17 protein-coding genes are annotated in these 17,046 nt (G+C 70.4%); 7 read left to right on the top strand and 10 right to left on the bottom strand.

Annotated features, from left to right (window positions below):
- Positions 1–5 precede the first annotated feature (5 nt).
- Positions 6–953 carry a carbohydrate ABC transporter permease gene (locus tag IE217_RS23345; protein ID WP_190179870.1) on the top strand — a complete coding sequence of 316 codons (948 nt, stop codon included), beginning with the start codon at positions 6–8 and terminating at the stop codon, positions 951–953.
- An 11-nt stretch (positions 954–964) separates the two neighbouring features.
- The gene (locus IE217_RS23340; protein WP_190179869.1) at positions 965–1,831 is read left to right on the top strand and encodes a carbohydrate ABC transporter permease; all 867 of its coding nucleotides are present in this window, start codon (positions 965–967) and stop codon (positions 1,829–1,831) included.
- A 54-nt stretch (positions 1,832–1,885) separates the two neighbouring features.
- Here the strand turns inward: IE217_RS23340 and IE217_RS23335 are convergent, their stop codons facing one another.
- Positions 1,886–3,304, bottom strand: a complete 1,419-nt coding sequence (locus IE217_RS23335) for a cellulose binding domain-containing protein (protein ID WP_190179868.1) — start codon at positions 3,302–3,304, stop codon at positions 1,886–1,888.
- A gap of 252 nt (positions 3,305–3,556) precedes the next feature.
- Here IE217_RS23335 and IE217_RS23330 point away from each other — a divergent pair, with 252 nt between their 5' ends.
- A complete protein-coding gene (locus IE217_RS23330) occupies positions 3,557–4,402 on the top strand; it encodes a GntR family transcriptional regulator (protein ID WP_190179960.1) in 846 nt (281 codons plus the stop codon).
- Positions 4,403–4,507: 105 nt separating this feature from the next.
- Here IE217_RS23330 and IE217_RS23325 read toward each other — a convergent pair whose 3' ends face one another.
- The gene (locus IE217_RS23325) at positions 4,508–4,930 is read right to left on the bottom strand and encodes an arsenate reductase ArsC (protein WP_190179867.1); all 423 of its coding nucleotides are present in this window, start codon (positions 4,928–4,930) and stop codon (positions 4,508–4,510) included.
- A 91-nt stretch (positions 4,931–5,021) separates the two neighbouring features.
- On the opposite strand from IE217_RS23325, the gene IE217_RS23320 reads away from it, so the two are divergent.
- The 3 genes from IE217_RS23320 to IE217_RS23310 are packed head-to-tail and all read left to right on the top strand — an operon-like array spanning position 5,022 to position 7,503.
- The gene (locus tag IE217_RS23320) at positions 5,022–5,330 is read left to right on the top strand and encodes an ArsR/SmtB family transcription factor (RefSeq protein WP_190179866.1); all 309 of its coding nucleotides are present in this window, start codon (positions 5,022–5,024) and stop codon (positions 5,328–5,330) included.
- Complete coding sequence (gene arsB / locus IE217_RS23315) at positions 5,327–6,445, top strand: ACR3 family arsenite efflux transporter (protein ID WP_190179865.1); 1,119 nt, start codon at positions 5,327–5,329, stop codon at positions 6,443–6,445. The genes IE217_RS23320 and arsB overlap by 4 nt, the downstream gene beginning before the upstream one ends.
- Positions 6,442–7,503, top strand: a complete 1,062-nt coding sequence (locus IE217_RS23310) for an ArsO family NAD(P)H-dependent flavin-containing monooxygenase (RefSeq protein WP_190179864.1) — start codon at positions 6,442–6,444, stop codon at positions 7,501–7,503. Before arsB ends, IE217_RS23310 begins: the two co-directional genes overlap by 4 nt.
- Before the next feature lie 40 nt (positions 7,504–7,543).
- Here the strand turns inward: IE217_RS23310 and IE217_RS23305 are convergent, their stop codons facing one another.
- Positions 7,544–7,918, bottom strand: a complete 375-nt coding sequence (locus IE217_RS23305; protein ID WP_190179863.1) for an ArsR/SmtB family transcription factor — start codon at positions 7,916–7,918, stop codon at positions 7,544–7,546.
- A 197-nt stretch (positions 7,919–8,115) separates the two neighbouring features.
- On the opposite strand from IE217_RS23305, the gene IE217_RS23300 reads away from it, so the two are divergent.
- A complete protein-coding gene (locus IE217_RS23300) occupies positions 8,116–9,516 on the top strand; it encodes an NAD(P)-binding domain-containing protein (RefSeq protein WP_190179862.1) in 1,401 nt (466 codons plus the stop codon).
- 99 nt (positions 9,517–9,615) lie between these two features.
- Here the strand turns inward: IE217_RS23300 and IE217_RS23295 are convergent, their stop codons facing one another.
- From IE217_RS23295 to IE217_RS23265, 7 genes are all read right to left on the bottom strand, one after another.
- On the bottom strand, positions 9,616–10,200 hold the full coding sequence (locus IE217_RS23295; protein WP_190179861.1) for an O-methyltransferase: 585 nt from the start codon (positions 10,198–10,200) through the stop codon (positions 9,616–9,618).
- A gap of 19 nt (positions 10,201–10,219) precedes the next feature.
- Positions 10,220–10,963: a sulfite exporter TauE/SafE family protein gene (locus IE217_RS23290; protein WP_190179860.1), complete on the bottom strand. Its 744-nt coding sequence runs from the start codon at positions 10,961–10,963 to the stop codon at positions 10,220–10,222.
- 24 nt (positions 10,964–10,987) lie between these two features.
- Positions 10,988–11,515: a cupin domain-containing protein gene (locus IE217_RS23285; protein WP_190179859.1), complete on the bottom strand. Its 528-nt coding sequence runs from the start codon at positions 11,513–11,515 to the stop codon at positions 10,988–10,990.
- A 3-nt stretch (positions 11,516–11,518) separates the two neighbouring features.
- Positions 11,519–13,318 carry an FAD/NAD(P)-binding protein gene (locus IE217_RS23280; RefSeq protein WP_190179858.1) on the bottom strand — a complete coding sequence of 600 codons (1,800 nt, stop codon included), beginning with the start codon at positions 13,316–13,318 and terminating at the stop codon, positions 11,519–11,521.
- Between the two features lie 5 nt (positions 13,319–13,323).
- Positions 13,324–14,604: a pyridoxal phosphate-dependent aminotransferase gene (locus IE217_RS23275; RefSeq protein ID WP_190179857.1), complete on the bottom strand. Its 1,281-nt coding sequence runs from the start codon at positions 14,602–14,604 to the stop codon at positions 13,324–13,326.
- 46 nt (positions 14,605–14,650) lie between these two features.
- Positions 14,651–15,409, bottom strand: a complete 759-nt coding sequence (locus IE217_RS23270; RefSeq protein ID WP_190179856.1) for an iron-containing redox enzyme family protein — start codon at positions 15,407–15,409, stop codon at positions 14,651–14,653.
- 362 nt (positions 15,410–15,771) lie between these two features.
- Positions 15,772–17,001, bottom strand: coding sequence for an MFS transporter (locus IE217_RS23265; RefSeq protein ID WP_190179855.1), 1,230 nt, complete (start codon positions 16,999–17,001; stop codon positions 15,772–15,774).
- Between the last annotated feature and the right edge of the window lie 45 nt (positions 17,002–17,046).

Here is a 17,046-nt window from a genome sequence, read left to right as displayed (position 1 = left end):
TCACCATGACGACCGTCGTCTCGACGCGACCGGCACCCGTCGCATCCCCCACGGCCCGCACGGCCGACCGGCCCACCCCTTCCGAACGCCGGGCGGGCAGACTGCTCACCGCCCCCTTCCTCGTGATCTACCTGCTGTTCCTGGTCGGACCGCTGCTCGTCGGCATCGTGCTGAGCTTCTTCAACACCACCACCGTCAAGAGCGGCCTCGGGGACTTCGTCGGCCTGTCGAACTACCGGGAGGTGCTCACCGACTCCCTCTTCTGGCAGAGCATGTGGCACTCGGTGCTCTTCACCCTGCTGACCACGCCCCCGCTGGTGATCCTCGCGCTGGGCGTCGCCATCCTTGCCTCGCGCATCCGCCGCGGCCGGCTCTTCCACCGCCTTGCCTTCTTCGTGCCCTACGTCGTCCCGTCCTCCGTGGTCACCCTGGTCTTCCTGTGGATGTACACCCCGCAGATCGGCCTCATACCGAAGGTGTTCGACGCCGTCGGACTGCCGGTGCCCGACTTCATCGGCAGCACCTCCGGCGGCTGGACCGCCGTCGTGCTCATGACCGTCTGGTGGACGTTCGGCTTCAACTTCGTCCTCTACACCGCGGCCATCCAGGAGGTCCCCGCCGACGTCTACGAGGCGGCGGCGATCGACGGGGCCGGCCCCTGGCAGCAGATCCGCCACATCACGGTGCCGCTGCTCGGCCGGACCACCAGCCTGGTGCTGATCCTCCAGATCCTGGCCTCGCTGAAGGTGTTCGACCAGATCTACCAGCTGCTCGGCGGCGGACCCGACCAGTCCACCCGACCGGTCATCGAGTACATCTACGACACCGGCTTCACCGCCTACCGGGGTGGCTACGGCGCTGCCGCCACCATGGTGTATTTCGTCATCATTGTCGCGATCTCGGCGGCCTGGTACGGGCTGCGGCGCAGGCGCGCGGCCGGCAGCGCGGCCTGAGCGGAGGACCCATGACCACCATCACCCAGCCGCGACTCGCCGAGCCGAAGGGCGCGGTCGACGGCGCCAGACTCTTCGACCGGCTCTGCGCGGTGTGTCTCACCCTGTTCGCCCTGATCTGGCTGGTGCCTTTCGTCTGGGCGCTGATCACATCGCTGCGCGACGACGCGGCCATCACCCAGAGCCCCACGTCGATCTTCGCCGGCGGCTGGTCGCTGCACGCCTACTCGACCGCCTGGGACAACCACCCGATCGGCACCTGGTACCTCAACAGCCTGGTGATCTCGGTACTCGCCGTGATCTTCACGGTGGCCTTCTGCTCGATGGCCGGGTTCGCGCTGGCGTTCCTGCGCTTCCGCGGCCGCGCCCTGGTCATGGCCGTCGTCACGGCCGGCCTGATGCTGCCGACCGAGGCGCTGGTACTGCCCCAGTTCATCGAGTACCGCTCCTTCCACCTGCTCGGCACGTTCTGGGCACTCATCCTGCCGTCGGTCGCCGCACCGATCTCGGTGTTCGTCTTCCACTCCTTCTTCCGCGGCATCCCCACGGCGCTGATCGAGGCGGCCCGCATCGACGGCGCGAGCTGGTGGCGGGTGTACGCCACCGTGTGCATGCCGATCTGCCGGCCGGCCGTCTCCACGGTCGCGATCCTCACCTTCATCAGCTCCTGGAACTCGTTCCTGTGGCCGCTGCTGGCGCTCAGCCAGACCAAGTCCCAGACCATCCCGGTGGGCCTGGCCTCACTGGTGGACCCCACCAGCCCCCAGTACGCCGAGATCATGGCCTCCTCGGTCCTCGGCTTCATCCCGCTCATCGCGGTCTTCCTGCTCTTCCAGCGCCAGATGGTCCAGGGCATCGCCACCACCGGCATCAAGTAACGGCCTCGCCGGCCGGCCGCCAGGCGCCCACCGAAGCGGCCGGCCGTGCAGGCCCTACTGAGCCGGGACGTCGTCCACGAACGTGGTGCCGGCGGCGCGGTACGCGGACACCTTCGCCGCCACCTGGGCGGGCGTCAGGACCTGGTCCTTGACGTGCAGGACATAGTCGATCTGCTCGTCGTAGGACCGCGGGGTGGCCGAGCTCTGTCCTGCCAGGTCGATCAGCCACTGGTTGAAGTTGATCGACATGGGGCGCTCCGGCAGGTACTGGGCGTCGTGCGTGCCGAACAGCCGGCCGTCGATGTAGTACTTGATGTTGCTGTCGTCGATCGTGAAGACCAGGTCGTGCCAGCCCGCGTAGCTCTGGCGCGCCTCGGTGTGCTGGTTGACGGCGTTCCAGGGGTCGGGGTTGTACGTCTCCCAGGACGTCGTGTAGAGGATGCTGCCGGACTCGCCCCAGCCGCCGTTGGGCAGGTACTCGAAGTCGTACTCCGAGTAGTCGTCCGCCATCGGCGCCTTGAGGTCGTTGATGGTGAAGAACGTCTGCACCAGGTGGTCGCCGTCAGGCCCCGACTCCGGCGCGTCCGAGAACTTCACGCGGGCCGCGTAGGTGCCGCTCTTGAACTTCATCGCCTTCGTCAGGACCTCGGTCTGCCTGGTGGTCTGAGCGGTCCCCGCGGTGGAGGACCGGAGGTTCATCACCGAGTTGCCCGAGGTGCCGGCGAAGGTCACCTCGGACGGGTCCCACGTCGCGCCGGGGACACCCGGACCGCCCGAGTTGGAGCGGACGTTCCAGCCGTGGGCGGACAGTGACGGATCGCTGGAGGACGTGTAGTCGAAGTCGTCGAACAGGGTCTGCCCACCGCCGGGTGGGTCGGTGGGGCCGGTCGGATCGCCCGGGTCGTTGCCTTCCGGGGCTGTTCCCCACACGGTATTTCCCGAAAGCTGCGCGGTCACTTTGGCCCAGTCCGCGTACGAGGTCTGGGAGGCGTTGAAGGAGTAGTCGTCCGCCTGGTTCAGGATCTGCCAGTTCGACTGGTAGAAGCGCAACTGCATGTCCCCGGTGTCGGTCCCCGGCTCGAGTGATCCGGCGCCGGACGTGAAGCCGATCTCCAGGTACCGGTCCGCGTCGGCGGTCGGGTGGCTCAGAGTGCCGAAGGTGCCGGTGATCCCGGCACAGCCTCTGACCGCCCAGGAACAGGCGAACTTGTACGTGGCGCTCGCCGAGTCGGCCTTGAAGTAGTAGCGGACCTTGACCTGGCTCAACTGGATGGCCGACGAGCCGGTGTTGCGCACCTTCAGCCAGGGCTCGCTCTGATCGGCGGTGGAACCGCTCGCGCTGGTGCGGTACTGGACGGCGACGGTGCTGCCCGCCGCCGCGGCGGAGTTCACCTGAACTCCTGCTAAGACGGTGCTGCCCAGCAGGGCGGCGAGCGCCAGGGCGACGCGGCGCCGGGTGGATCTCCTCTTCATGGGGGGTTCCTCTCAGAAGGACTTCTGATTCCTGCGGACTTGACCAGTTGACCCCAGTGGCTTACCAGTTGGTGCCGCACGAACGTGGCATAGACCAATGTCCTCGTCAACCCTTCCCGCCGTAACTGCTCTGGCCGTGAGGCGCAAGCGAGTTGAGGGAACGTCACATTGAGCGAGGCCGAAGACGCCTTACCACCGGACCAGTTATGGTCCACCCGAGTACGGTGCCCCGACGACGATCGAGAGCTCTGCATGGAGATCGGCTCTTCCGCCTCACGCTCGTTGCTCAAGCGCGAGAAGGTCCGCGGTGCCATCCTCGAGCTGATCGAGGACCGGCGCCCGGGTGACGCCATTCCCTCCGAGCGCACCCTGTGTGCCCGACTCGGTGTCTCCCGGCCCACCTTGCGCGCGGCCGTGGACCAGCTCGTCGTCGCCGGACTGCTGGTGCGCGAGCATGGCCGCGGCATGTTCGTCGCGGGCGAGAAGATCACGCAGGAGCTGAGCGCGAGCCGGGATGCCTTCGCCCTGCCGCAGGCGGCAGGTGCCTGGACCAGCAGGCTCCTGGCGTTCAGAACCGTACAGGCCGGAGCCCGGGTGGGCCGCAGGCTGCGGATCTCGCCGGCTGCCGAGATCCGGTACGTCGCACGCGTCCGCCTGGTCGACGGTTCTCCCATCGCCATCGAGTACCTGCACGTCCCCGTGGATCTGGTGCCGGACCTCACGGAGGACGAACTGGAGAGGGGCGACCTGTACGAACACCTCAGGGAACGTCACGGAGTTCAGGTCAGCGAGGCGCAACAGTCGATCGAGCCCACGGTCGTGACCAGGAGCGAGGGGGAGCTTCTCGGTGTCCCGGAACTCTCTCCGGCCCTGCTCTTCGAGCGCCTCACCTCGGACGCGCATGACCGCCCGGTGGAGTATGTGCATTCCGTCTACCGAGGTGATCGCTACCGCATCGTTTCGCGGCTGACGCTCGGTCCCCGATCCGGAGATCCGTCATCGCGCGACAGTCACCACCCGGGCATCCCGCCGGGGGACTCCATCTCGGGCGCCCCTGTGACCTCGCTGACCAGGGGTGTGGTGCAGGGCGGCCGGTGAGGCGCGGTGCGCCGACGGCGGCCATGCTGGAAAGCGACACCTTCCGCCGTGGTTGATGCGTGACCCGTCGGCGGACGTCGTCGCGTCTCCGGCTTACGCCGTCGCCTACGGTGTGGCCGGGGCGATCTCGGCGATCAGTCCCTCCACCAGGGTCTTGATCTCGTCGCGGATCGGGCGGACGGCCTCGACGCCCTGGCCGGCCGGGTCGTCCAGCTTCCAGTCCAGGTAGCGCTTGCCCGGGAAGACGGGGCAGGCGTCACCGCAGCCCATGGTGATGCACACGTCCGACTCCTTCACCGCGTCCACGGTGAGGATCTTCGGAACCTCGGCGGAGATGTCGACGCCGACCTCGGCCATCGCGGCGACGGCCGCCGGGTTGACCCGCTCGCCCGGGTCGGAGCCGGCGGAGCGGACATCGACGCGGTCCCCGGCCAGGTGGGTCAGCCAGGCGGCGGCCATCTGGGAGCGGCCCGCGTTGTGGACGCAGACGAACAGGACGGACGGCTTCTTGCCGTGGCGCTCGGGCATGAGGGGCTCTCTCGTCTCGCGGCGGCCGGACGCCACCCATGGCATCGGCATCCGCTCGTATCGGCGATCGGTGATGTGAGAATATCAGCGCATGCTGACTTCAGTCGATCCTGATGTGATCCGGGCGCTGGGCGATCCGCTCCGGCTGCGGATCGTGGCCCTGCTGGCGCGCGAGACGCTGTGCACCACGCACCTGGTGGAGGAGACCGGGGCCAGGCAGACGAACCTGTCCAACCACATGAAGGTGCTGCGCGAGGCCGGGCTGGTGGAGACCGAGCCGTGCGGCCGCTTCACCTACTACAAGCTCAAGCCCGAGGTCCTGGCCGGCCTCTCGGACCGGTTCGCCGAACTGGCCGCCTCCGCCCGCACCGCCGCCGAGAACAAGAGGGCCTGCCCGTGACCTCCGCCGAGCCCACCACGGCCCGCGCTCAGAGCGCTGACGCGGCCGGGGACGACTCGATCGTCAAGAAGCTCTCCACCCTCGACCGCTACCTCGCGGTGTGGATCCTGCTCGCCATGGCCGTCGGCCTCGGGCTCGGCCGGCTCGTCCCCGGCCTGGACGACGCCCTGACGAGGGTGGAGATCGGCGGGGTCTCCCTGCCGATCGCGCTCGGCCTGCTGATCATGATGTACCCGGTGCTGGCGAAGGTCCGCTACGACCGGCTGGACGCCGTCACCGGCGACCGGAAGCTGATGGTGTCCTCGCTGGTCGTCAACTGGATCGCCGGCCCGGCGGTCATGTTCGCGCTCGCCTGGGTCTTCCTGCCGGACCTGCCCGAGTACCGCACCGGGCTGATCATCGTGGGCCTGGCGCGCTGCATCGCCATGGTGATCATCTGGAACGATCTCGCCTGCGGCGACCGCGAGGCCGCCGCCGTCCTCGTCGCCCTGAACTCACTCTTCCAGGTGCTCGCGTTCGGGCTGCTGGGCTGGTTCTACCTCGACCTGCTGCCCGGCTGGCTCGGCTTCGGCGACGGCGAGCAGCTCGACATCTCCATGGGGAAGATCGCGCTGAACGTGGTGATCTTCCTGGGCGTCCCGCTGCTGGCCGGCTTCCTCACTCGCCGCCTGGGGGAGAAGAGGCTCGGCCGCGCCGACTACGAGGCGAGGTTCCTGCCGAGGATCGGGCCGTGGGCGCTGTACGGGCTGCTGTTCACGATCGTCATCCTCTTCGCCCTGCAAGGGAGGACCATCACCTCGCAGCCGCTGGATGTCGCCCGGATCGCGCTGCCGCTGCTGGTCTACTTCGCGCTCATGTTCTTCGGCACCTTCCTCCTCGGCAAGGGTCTGGGCCTGGCCTACGACCGCACCGCGACCCTCGCCTTCACCGCTGCGGGCAACAACTTCGAGCTGGCCATCGCGGTCGCCATCGCCACCTTCGGCGTCACCTCCGGCCAGGCCCTGTCCGGCGTCGTCGGCCCGCTCATCGAAGTGCCGGCCCTGATCGGCCTGGTCCACGTCGCGCTCGCCTGGCGACGGAAGTTCGCCGCCGACGCGGTGACGAGCGCCGGGTGACGCAGCACACGGATGTGGTGGTGGTCGGCGGCGGCCAGGCAGGACTCGCCGCCGGCTACCACCTGCGCCGGCACGGCCTGGACTCCGTGATCCTGGACGCCGATGCGGCGCCGGGCGGGTCCTGGCAGCACATGTGGGACTCCCTGCGCCTGTTCTCCCCGGCCGGGCACTCCTCGCTGCCCGGCCGCCTCATGCCCGCCCAGGCGGGCGAGGCCTACCCGGGCGCCGGGCACGTGGTGGAGTACCTCGCCGACTACGAGAAGCGCTACGACCTGCCCGTCCAGCACGGCATCCGCGTGGAGGGCGTACGCCGTGACGGGGACCGGCTCCTGGTCGAGGCGGACTCCGGCACCTGGCGGGCTTGTGCGGTCATCAGCGCCACCGGCACCTGGTCGCGGCCCTTCCTTCCCGCCGTGCCCGGCCGATCCGTCTTCACCGGCCGGCAGCTGCACACGGTGAACTACCGCCGTCCGGCCGACTTCGCCGGGCAGCGGGTCATCGTGGTCGGGGGTGGAAACTCCGGCGCCCAGATCGCCGCCGACCTGACCTTGGACGGACGGGTCGAGGTGACGTGGGTGACCCGGCGTCCCCCGCGGTTCCTGCCGGACGACATCGACGGCCGGGCCCTGTTCGATGTCGCCACCGCCCGTCGCCGCGCCCTCGACGCCGGCCAGGGCGACACCGGCGGGGTGGCCTCGCTCGGCGACATCGTGGCCGTGCCGTCCGTCCGCGCCGCCCGCGACGCCGGGCTCCTGACCAGCAAGCCGATGTTCGCCCAGCTCACCACCACCGGCGCCCGGTGGGCCGACGGCAGCCGGAGTGACGCGAACGCGATCATCTGGTGCACCGGCTTCCGCCCGGCACTGGCCCACCTCGCTCCGCTGAACCTGCGCGGCCCGCGCGGACACATCCCCACCGACGGCACACGTGCCCTCGGCGAACCGCGGCTGCACCTGCTCGGCTACGGCGACTGGACCGGCCCGGCCTCGGCCACCCTCACAGGCGTCGGCCGCACGGCCCGCGACGCCGTCCGCGAGGTCGCCGGCCTGCTCACGTAGGCACCTGAGCGGACGCCTCGCCGGCGGGCGCCGGTACGGGTCACGCCGCGGCCGCGGGGCCTGTGAGCAGCCGGCCCATGGCGGCGAGCACGGACGGCTCGACGCGGTAGTAGACCCAGGTGCCGCGCCGCTCGGAGGTGAGCAGTCCGGCCTCCTTGAGCTTCTTCAGGTGGTGGGAGACGGTGGGCTGGGAGACGCCGACGTCGGAGATGTCGCACACGCACGCCTCGCCGCCCTCGTGTGAGGCCACCGCGGAGAACAGCCGAAGGCGCACCGGGTCGCCGAGGGCCTTGAACATCCGCGCGGCGGTCTCGGCCTCGTTGGCGGTCATCGGGCGCTCGGTCAGCGGCGGGCAGCACGGCACGATGCCCTGGCCGTCGGGTTCGAGCAGCGGCAGCACCTTTGCGTTCGACATACGTCTATGTTGACACACGTCGAACCAGTGTGGCTCCGCGGTCGGACGCCTCCAGTACGGGCGGCGGCCGCCCGCAGCGCGCAGGCGCACCGCATCGGCCTGGATTCGACGAATGTCTATGTTGACGCCCATCGATACAGATGCCATGCTGGCCCGCGCAAGCCATCGACAGATGTCGAAACACGCAAGGAGTCGCCGTGAACGCGCCCGCCACCACCGAGCTGCCCGTCGTCGTGATCGGGGCCGGCCCCGCCGGTCTGGCCGCCGCCGCCCACCTGCTCGACCGCGGCATCGAGCCCCTGGTCCTCGAAGCCGGGCCCACCGCCGGCGCCGCGGTGCGCGAGTGGTCGCACGTGCGCCTGTTCTCCACCTGGGGCGAGGTCGTCGACCCCGCCGCCGAGAAGCTGCTGGCCCCCACCGGCTGGACCCGCCCCGACCCGGCCACCTACCCCTCCGGCGGCGACTGGGCCGACTTCTACCTGCAGCCGCTCGCCGACGTCCTCGGCGACCGCGTCCGCACCGGCGCCACCGTCACCGGCGTCTCCCGCACCGGCCGGGACCGGATCGTGGATGCCGACCGCGAGCAGCAGCCGTTCGTCGTGCACGTCGCCCACGCCGGCGGCCGCGAGGAGCGCGTCCTCGCCCGCGCCGTCATCGACGCCTCCGGTACCTGGGCCACGCCGTCCCCGGCCGGCGGCAGCGGACTGCCCGCGCTCGGCGAGAAGGGAGCGGTGGACCGGATCACCTACCGAGTCCCGGACCTCGAGGACCCCACGGCACGGGCCCGGTACGCGGGCAGGCGCACCGCAGTGATCGGCTCCGGCGCCTCCGCGTTCACCGCACTCGCTTACCTCGCCGACCTCGCGAAGTCCGACGACGGCGCGGGGACCAAGGGCGTGTGGATCCTGCGCCGGGGCATGTCGGGCTCCACCTTCGGCGGCGGCGAGGCCGACCAGCTCCCGGCCCGCGGCGCCCTGGGCCTGGCGGCGAAGGCCGCTGTCGAGGACGGCCACGCCGACGCGGTCACCGGTTTCCGCACCGAGGCGATCGAGCGCGACCCCGACGGCCGCCTGATCGTGGTCGGCGAGGACGGCCGCCGTCTGGATCCGGTCGACGAGGTCATCGTGCTGACCGGCTTCCGCCCCGACCTGTCCTTCCTGGGCGAGCTGCGCCTCGGTCTCGACGAGCGCCTCCAGGCGCCCGTGGCCCTGGCACCGCTGATCGACCCCAACCAGCACTCCTGCGGCACCGTCTACCCGCACGGCCACCGCGAGCTCTCCCACCCCGAACAGGGCGTCTACCTGGTCGGCATGAAGTCCTACGGCCGCGCCCCGACGTTCCTGGCGATGACCGGCTACGAGCAGGTCCGTTCCGTCGCCGCGGCGATCGCCGGCGACCTGGATGCGGCCGACCGTGTGGAACTCACTCTGCCCGAGACCGGAGTCTGCGGCGGCGCCGGCCTCTTCGACGCCCCCGACGCTGCACGGGCTGACGGCGGCGGCTGCGCGCCCGCGCCGCAACTCGTCCGGCTCGGCACCCCCGCGGTGGTCGCGGCGCCTGCCGAGCAGGCCCCGGCGGGCGGCTGCTGCGGCTCATGACCGGCATGGGCACCCCGCGCGGGGCCCGCGACCGGAACAGGGGACCGGTCGCGGGCCCCACGCGCGGGGGTGCCTGCCCGGCCGTGCGGGCCGGGGCGGTCAGGTCGCCTTCAGGACGACGAACTCGCCCTTGCCGACGGGCAGGAGCGAGCTGAGGTACCCCTCGGAGGCCTCCACCCGCTGGACGAAGTCCTTCAGCTCGTGCGCGTGCGAGACGGCGTTGTCGACGACGAGTAGGCAGCCGGGTGCGAGGATCCGCTGGAGGGCGGGCCACCAGTCGGCGTACTGTCCGCGGTCGCTGTCCAGGAAGACGAAGTCGAACGCGCCGGCGCCGCAGGAGGCCAGGAACTCCCCGGCCTCGCCGGCCACCTGCCGGATACGGGGGGCGAGTCCGGCGCGCCGGAAGTTCTCCGCGGCCATCTCCCGCTTGTGCGGGGAGTGTTCCACGGTGGTGACGCGGCCGCCGGGGCCGACGGCGTGGGCGAGCCACAGGGTCGAGTAGCCGTTGGAGGTGCCGACTTCGAGGACCTCCCGGCAGCGGCCGTTGCGCAGGAGGAGGGTCAGCAGGACGCCGGTGTCGTGCGTGATGTTCAGCATCTTGTGACCGCGGTCGGCGGCGGCGCGGTCGTTCGCCTCGCCGAACTCTTCCAACTCGGCGAGGATCCGGGCCAGTTCTCGTTCCATGTTGTTTCCTTCCGGCGCCTCACCAGGGGCGCAGACTCTGCACGGCCACGCCGAGCCCGAGGACAACCAGGGCGACGAAGAGTACTCTGCGGAACTTCTCCTCGGAGATCCTCCTGCGGATCCGGTTGCCGACCGACATCCCGCAGAACGCCGGTACGAGGGACGCGGCGGACAGCACGGCGAGCCGCCCGCTGATCAGGTCCTGCGACTGCAGGGACCAGGTCAGGCCGACGGTGGAGAAGGTGAAGAGAATGCCCATCGCCTGCACCAGCTGGTCGCGCGTGAGCCCGACGGACTGGAGGTAGAAGACGCCCGGGACGGCCGACGAACCGGTCATCCCGGTGAGGAACCCGTTGGTGGCCCCGAAGAGCACACCGACGGGGTGGTGCCAGCCGCGGCCGCTGATGTCCACCCGGAACCGGAACAGCCCCAGCACCCCGTACACCGTGAGGCCGAGACCGAGCAGCGCCGACATGACGTCCGCCCGGAAGAAGCCCAGCGTGAACGCGCCGGACACGGTGAAGGCCGTGGCGGTGAGCAGGAACGGCCAGGTGATCCGGACGACCTCGCGGCCGTGCCCGCCGCTCGACGCCTGGACGACGTTGGTGAGGAAGGTGGGCACGAGGATCAGCGCCTTGGCGGGCTGGATGCCTATCGCCGCGGTGAGGATCCCGAGGACTACGGGCGGCAGGCCGAGGCCGGTGAGCCCCTTGACCAGGCCGCCCACGAAGAACGTCAGGACGGTGATCGCGACGAGGGTCATGTCGGACGGGTGCACGCGCGGGGCTCAGGAATGAACGGCGGCTCGCGGGTGGGCGCCGGCGATGCCGCGTGAGGCGAAGCGGCGCAGCGCCTGGACGACGTCGGCCTGCTCCTCCTCGGTCAGCTCCGCGGGCCTGGCCCGGTCGAACCGCTCGGCGAGCCGGGCGATGTCCTCCTGGCGGTCCGCGATGTAGACGGCGCGGTCGGTGCCGACCGTCTTCTCCCGTCCCGCGAACCGCTCCGCGATCGGGTTGGAGTCCTGCACGAAGTTGATGTCGAACACGCCGATCTGCAGCAGGACGTACCGCGACAGCGTGCCCACCGGCGCGCCGTTGACGAACCGGTGCCTGCTGGGGCTGGGGACCTGGAACATCTCGCCCGGCTGGACGGTGAACACCTCACCGGAGTCGGGCAGTTCGATGGTGATGCGGCCGCGTGAGCAGTACATCAGGTCGGACACCTTGTTGTGGTAGTGGTAGGGCACCGCCTCGTGGTCGAGGTTGAACAGGCTGACCCGCAGGCCGTCCTCGTAGTGGAACTCTTTCATCTCCATGACTCATCTCCCTGTCTCGCTGCTGACAAGCCCGGCACCGTCCACGGCGACGGGGCGCGGACCGGCCGCGACGGCGGCGGCCCCGGTCCAGTCGTCGACCACCGACCGCGCCGCCTCGACGAAGGCGCCCGCGTAGTTCTTCTCGTTCCGCCAGAACCTGACGGGAGGCCCGTAGGACCACAGGTGCGGGGACGGGCGGGGCCCCGCACCGGACCGCCGCAGCACCCGGTAGCCACCGCCGGGGTCCAGCGCGATGCCGCCGGTGGCGTAGCCGCCCTCCTCGTGCGGGACGATCTCGCCGCGTCGCAGCAGGTGCTGCACCAGCGGCGACGGATGGCGGTCCAGGCCGGAATCCTGTGACCGGGCGCGGACCACGCAGTCCGCGCGCAGAGTGACCGGCGGCCCGCCGTCCGGGGCGTACGTGATGCGGAAGGCGCCGTCGTCGGTGGCCTCGGTGCGCGAGGCGCCGTAGCCCAGCCGGACGGTGGTCAGGACGCCGGCGTCCATGAGGGCGAGGAGCTTCTCCGCGTTGGCGGCGGGCATCGGGACGGCCGTCCGGATGACGTGGGTGTCGAACATCCGGTCGTACACGGCTTTGTCGGCGGGGACGAGCTGGTGGTAGAAGCGCATCCGCCGCGCCTTCAGCACGACCGCGTGGACCAGGTCCCCGGTGGCGGAGGCCCGCAGGTCGTCCGCGAGCTTGTCCCGGGCGGTCGGGTACGGCGGGCGGGTCACGGCGTCCCAGCCGACCGCTCCGCCGGAGGCCCGGCGCAGTTCCCGGTCCAGCAGTTCCAGCACGGGCCCGATCCTGAGCCACCCGTGGTGGGCGCGCCGGATCGCGGCGAGGTTCTCCTCGGTGAGGTGGTGCGGCTCGTACGGCGGGAGCGGGCCGCGCACCGGGGGGAAGAACCCGGAGCGCGACCCGGCGACCACCTCCGGGGGAGTGCCGTGCGGGGCCGGCCGGAAGGCGGTGACGTGCCCGTCGGACGTGTAGGTGAACTCGCCCTCGCACAGCGTCAGGATCGCGTCGATGCCGCTCGGGCCCATGCCCTCCACGAACACCCGGGGCCGCTCGCCCCGGGCGTGGCGGGCGCGGACCCGGTCGTGGACGACGGCCCGCACGGCGTCCGGTGGGTAGGGCGCCGAGAGATGGCCGGGGCGCCCGGCGAGCCGGCCGGTCACCCGGGGCTGCCAGTGCCCGGTGCTCAGCAGCACCCGGTCGAGGCCGGCCACGGTGAACTCGCGGCCGGTGTCCAGGTCGCGCAGCAGCACCCGGAACCCGTCCGGGGCCGTGAAGCCGTCCACCGCCTCGTGCCGTACGTAGGGCCGTACGGTGATGCCGTGGGCGCGGGCCCGCTCGACCGCCTCCTGGAAACGCTCCCGGAGATAGCGGCCGAACAGGGCCCGCGGGTAGAACTCACGGGCGTCGGGCTGCCAGGCGGCCGGGTCCGTCCCGGGGTGGGTCTCCAGGACGAACTGCGGGCACTCCCGCAGCAGGCGCGCCTTGTTCGCGGCCATCCAGTCGACGAAGTCGGTGCCGTGCAGGCCCATGCTGCCGGCCTCGTTGTTGCACCGGTGGGCGAGCTGGGTGTTGTCCTCGCCGTACGGATAGCCCGGCCCGCTCACCGGCCCCCGCTCCACGGTGACGATCGTCGGAGCGGAGGGCGGCGGCAGGGACGGGCACCCGGGGACGGTCAGGCGCTGCACCAGGTGCCACAGCGCGCAGGTGCCGGAGAATCCCGTGCCGATGACGCAGTAGGTGACGCCGCGCCCCGGCGTGCCGGGTCCCGTCGTGGTGGCCATGCGGATCAGGACTCCAACCGGGCGAGGGCGTTCCTGATGCGGGTGCCCGCCTCGGTCAGCAGCGCGCCGTCACGGCCGCAGTTGATCCGCACCCAGTGGTCCATCGCCTCCCCACCCGCGAAGTGGCTGCCGCAGATGGTGGCGACCCTCGCCTCCGCCAGCAGGAACCGCTCGGCGGTGACGTGACCGTGTCCGCGGTAGGCGTCGGCGTACGCCGACAGGTCCACGAACAGGAAGTAGCCGCCCTGCGGCCGGCGCACCCCCAGCGAGGGCACTGCCTGCAGTTCCCGCAGCATCGCCTCCAGGTTGGCGCGGGCGGCGCGCGCCCGGTCGGTGGCCACCTGGTCCAACTCCGGCTGGAGGGCGATGTGCGTGGCGATCTGACCGTAGGTCGACGCGAACGAGGTCAGGTTGACCTGCGCGCGCGCCGCCGCCTCGACGATGTCCGCGGGACCGCAGAGGTAGCCGATGCGGTCGCCGTGCATGCCGTAGGTCTTGCCGGGTCCGGTCACCCAGGTCGTCCAGGGCCGCATGGAGCACCGGCTCCCGTCGGCGAGCGGGACGTCGATCGCGGCGAACGTGCGGGCGCGCTCGCCGAGGACGTGGGCCTCGTAAGGGGTGTCGAACAGGACGTGGACGGGGGGCTCGCCGCGTTCCTCGCGCCGGGTGTTGTGCTCGGCGAGGACCTGGGCCAGCGCGGTGAGTTCCCCGGTGGAGTACACCTTTCCGGTCGGGTTGACGCAGTCGCCCAGCACGACGATCTTCGTACGGTCCGACAGGGCCGTCCGCAGCGCCGGCGCGGTCAGTCCGTCCTCCGCCGGGACGGGGACGGTGCGGGGCGTGGCGTCGTGCAGGCGCACCATGTCGGCGTAGTGGGGCCAGTTGGGCACCGGGACGACGACCTCGTCGCCCCGGTTGAGCAGCGCGTGGAAGGCGACCGAGATGGAGCCCTTCACGCCGCCGGGCGTGACGAGGATCTCGGTGTCGGGGTCGTAGTCGATGCCGTGCAGGCGGGCCGCCCGCGCCGCGATGGACTCCCGCAGGAATGGGAAGCCCCTGACCGGCGCGAAGGCGTGGACCACCGCGGAGCGGGAGCGGATGAACTCGATCACGCCCTGGTCGATGCGGGGGTCGGCCGGGGTGTCCAGCGCGCCGATGCTGAGGTCGATGATCTGTTCGCCGGGGGCGAGTTGCCGGTTGAGGGCGGCCAGCTTGGCCGCCGTTCCGTGGGTGGCCGATTCGGGAAGGGCCAGGACGACGTCGGAGATGCCTCGTGTCTTGTGCACGTCCGGTGAGCTGCCTCTCTGTCGTGGGGGGAAACTCAGCCCGGACTCAGCTCGTGACCGCCTTGTACATGGCGTTCCACATCTGGAGCTGGATGTCGAGGGTCTCGGTGGCGCCGTAGGCGATCTCGGCGAGGTCGGCCTCGGTGCGGACGTTGTTCAGGACGCACTTGCGCGCGTCGGCGGCGTGGCGCTCCTCGACGCCCTGGTCCCCGACGTGGACGTTGAAGTAGATCTCGACCTTCTCGACGAACTCGGTCGCCGGCAGGCCGGTGTTGTTGTTGCGGAAGGCGGTGCGGCAGACCTGGAGCATGGTGTCGGCGTGGGACTCCAGGGCCATCGCGACGCCCAGCATGCGCTGGTAGCTGCCGCCCACCAGTTCCCGGGTGCGCTCGCGGTAGGCGAACGTCTCGGGGATGACCAGGGCGCTGTCGCGGGCCTCCTTGACGCTCAGGGGCGCCAGCCCGAACTCGACCTCGCCGAGCAGGTTGTGGGCGTTCTCCATCAGCACCTCGTGGCACTTCTCGGGCTCGCCGTACCCGGCTTCCTCGTTGAGGATGAAGGAGAACAGGGTCAGGGTGTCACGGTCGTCGTGGGCGGCGGCCTGGGCGCACACGTGGGCTATGCCCTTGACCGTGCCCTCGGTGCGGTGGAAGAAGTTGGCCCGGTGGAAGTCGTAGGTGCGGCTGTTCCACTGGGTTTCCTCGAGGTACTTGAAGTAGTCGTTCGTGTAGACCTTGTGGTGCTCCAGCTCGTCCACGAAGGAGGTGACCTGGTCGTGCAGCGCGGGTGCGGTGCTTGTCGTCATCCTGCTTCTACTCCTGGTTGAGGGGGTGGCCCGGATCAAGTCCGGCGAAACTTTCCGGATTCACGCACGAAGGCCCGGTGCGGATTTCTGCGCACCGCGGGCAAAGGCACTGCCGGGACGGATCTGTTCATTACCGCGAATACAGCGTCCCTGAAGCTGGCCTGAACCAATCATGGAGCACGGGTCCTTGCGGCGACAGGTCGCAATTCAGTCATTGAGTGCCGAAAAATGCCACGGTCGGTGGTGCCGAATTCTGTCGGCCGGAAAAGCGGAAATGGCAACGCGCAGCTCCCCTTGGCCGTCGGGGGATTGCCGGCCAAGGGGATGCGCGTGGCCTCGCGGAAATCGCGAGGACGGCCCCGTCAGGCGGTGGGGGCCAGCTGGTCGTCCTCGGAGACGGACTGTGCCGGGGTCTCCTTCTTCCAGCCGGTGACGAGCCTGAGGAGCAGCGAGGCGGCGGCGAGGATCACGCCGAACCAGATGACCCTGGTGACGCCCATGTGGTCGACGATCAGGCCGCCGAAGAGGGCGCCGAGGGCGATGCAGGTGTTGTACGCCATGGTGTTGAGCGACATCGCGGCCTCGAACGTCTCCGGCGCGGAGGCCAGCGTCATGTTGACCTGGGACAGCTGCACCGCGCCGAAGGACAGGCCCCACAGGATGAGGGCGATCACCGCGCCGGTCTCCGCGTCGCCGATGCCGCGCAGCAGCAGCAGGGCGGCCAGCAGCCCGACGAGCCCGACGACGAAGGTGCCGCGCAGGCTGCGGTTGACCGTGTAGCCGGCGATGAAGTTCCCGACGGCGCCGCCGATACCGAAGATGATCAGCACCACCGTGATGAAGGTGGAGCCGGCTCCGGCCTCGTCCTCCAGGTAGGGGCGGACGAACGTGTACGCGCCGAAGTGGCCGAGGACGAAGAAGATGACGATGAGCAGCACCGTGCGCAGCTGCCCGTTCTTCACCGGCAGTCCGAAGACCTCGCGGACCGAGACGGCGTTGTCCGACGGCAGCGACGGGATGACCGCGGCGACCGCGAGGAAGACCAGCAGGCTCAGACCGGCCCAGATGCCGAAGGTGGTCCGCCAGTTGGTGTGGGCCTCGACGATGGTGCCGAGCGGAATACCGACGACCGTGGCGATGGAGATGCCGGACATCACCACCGCGGCCGCACGGCTGGCGTGCCGCTCGGGCACGATGCGCATGGCCATGCTGACGCCGATCGCCCAGAAGACACCGCTGGCGAATCCCATGCACAGACGCGTCGCGAGAATCAGCGGGTAATTCGGGGAAACGGCGGTGATGAGATTTCCGAGGGCCAGCACCGCGAGAAGGGTGGACAGGAGGTAACGCCGGTTGACGCGGCGGGTCCAGGCCACGATGAACGGCACACCGAGGCCGGCCGCGACACCCTGCGCGGTCACCATGAGACCGGCGGTGCCGACGGAGATGTGCAGGCTCTTGCTCAGCGGGGTGAGCAGACCCACGGGCATCAGTTCAGTGGTGAGGAAGACGAAAAGACTGGCGGTGATGGCAGCGACGCCGATCCAGCCTCTGGCGGCCGACGTCGGGTTTTTCTGCTCTGCTACGGACATGACTACTCTCCAACAATCTGCTCAAGTGAGGTGCCGGTGACTTAA

The organism is Streptomyces naganishii JCM 4654, from assembly GCF_014650575.1.
Classification (GTDB): domain Bacteria; phylum Actinomycetota; class Actinomycetes; order Streptomycetales; family Streptomycetaceae; genus Streptomyces; species Streptomyces naganishii.
The sequence above is the reverse complement of the archived record's forward strand: the minus strand, read 5'-3'. Positions and strand labels throughout refer to the sequence as shown.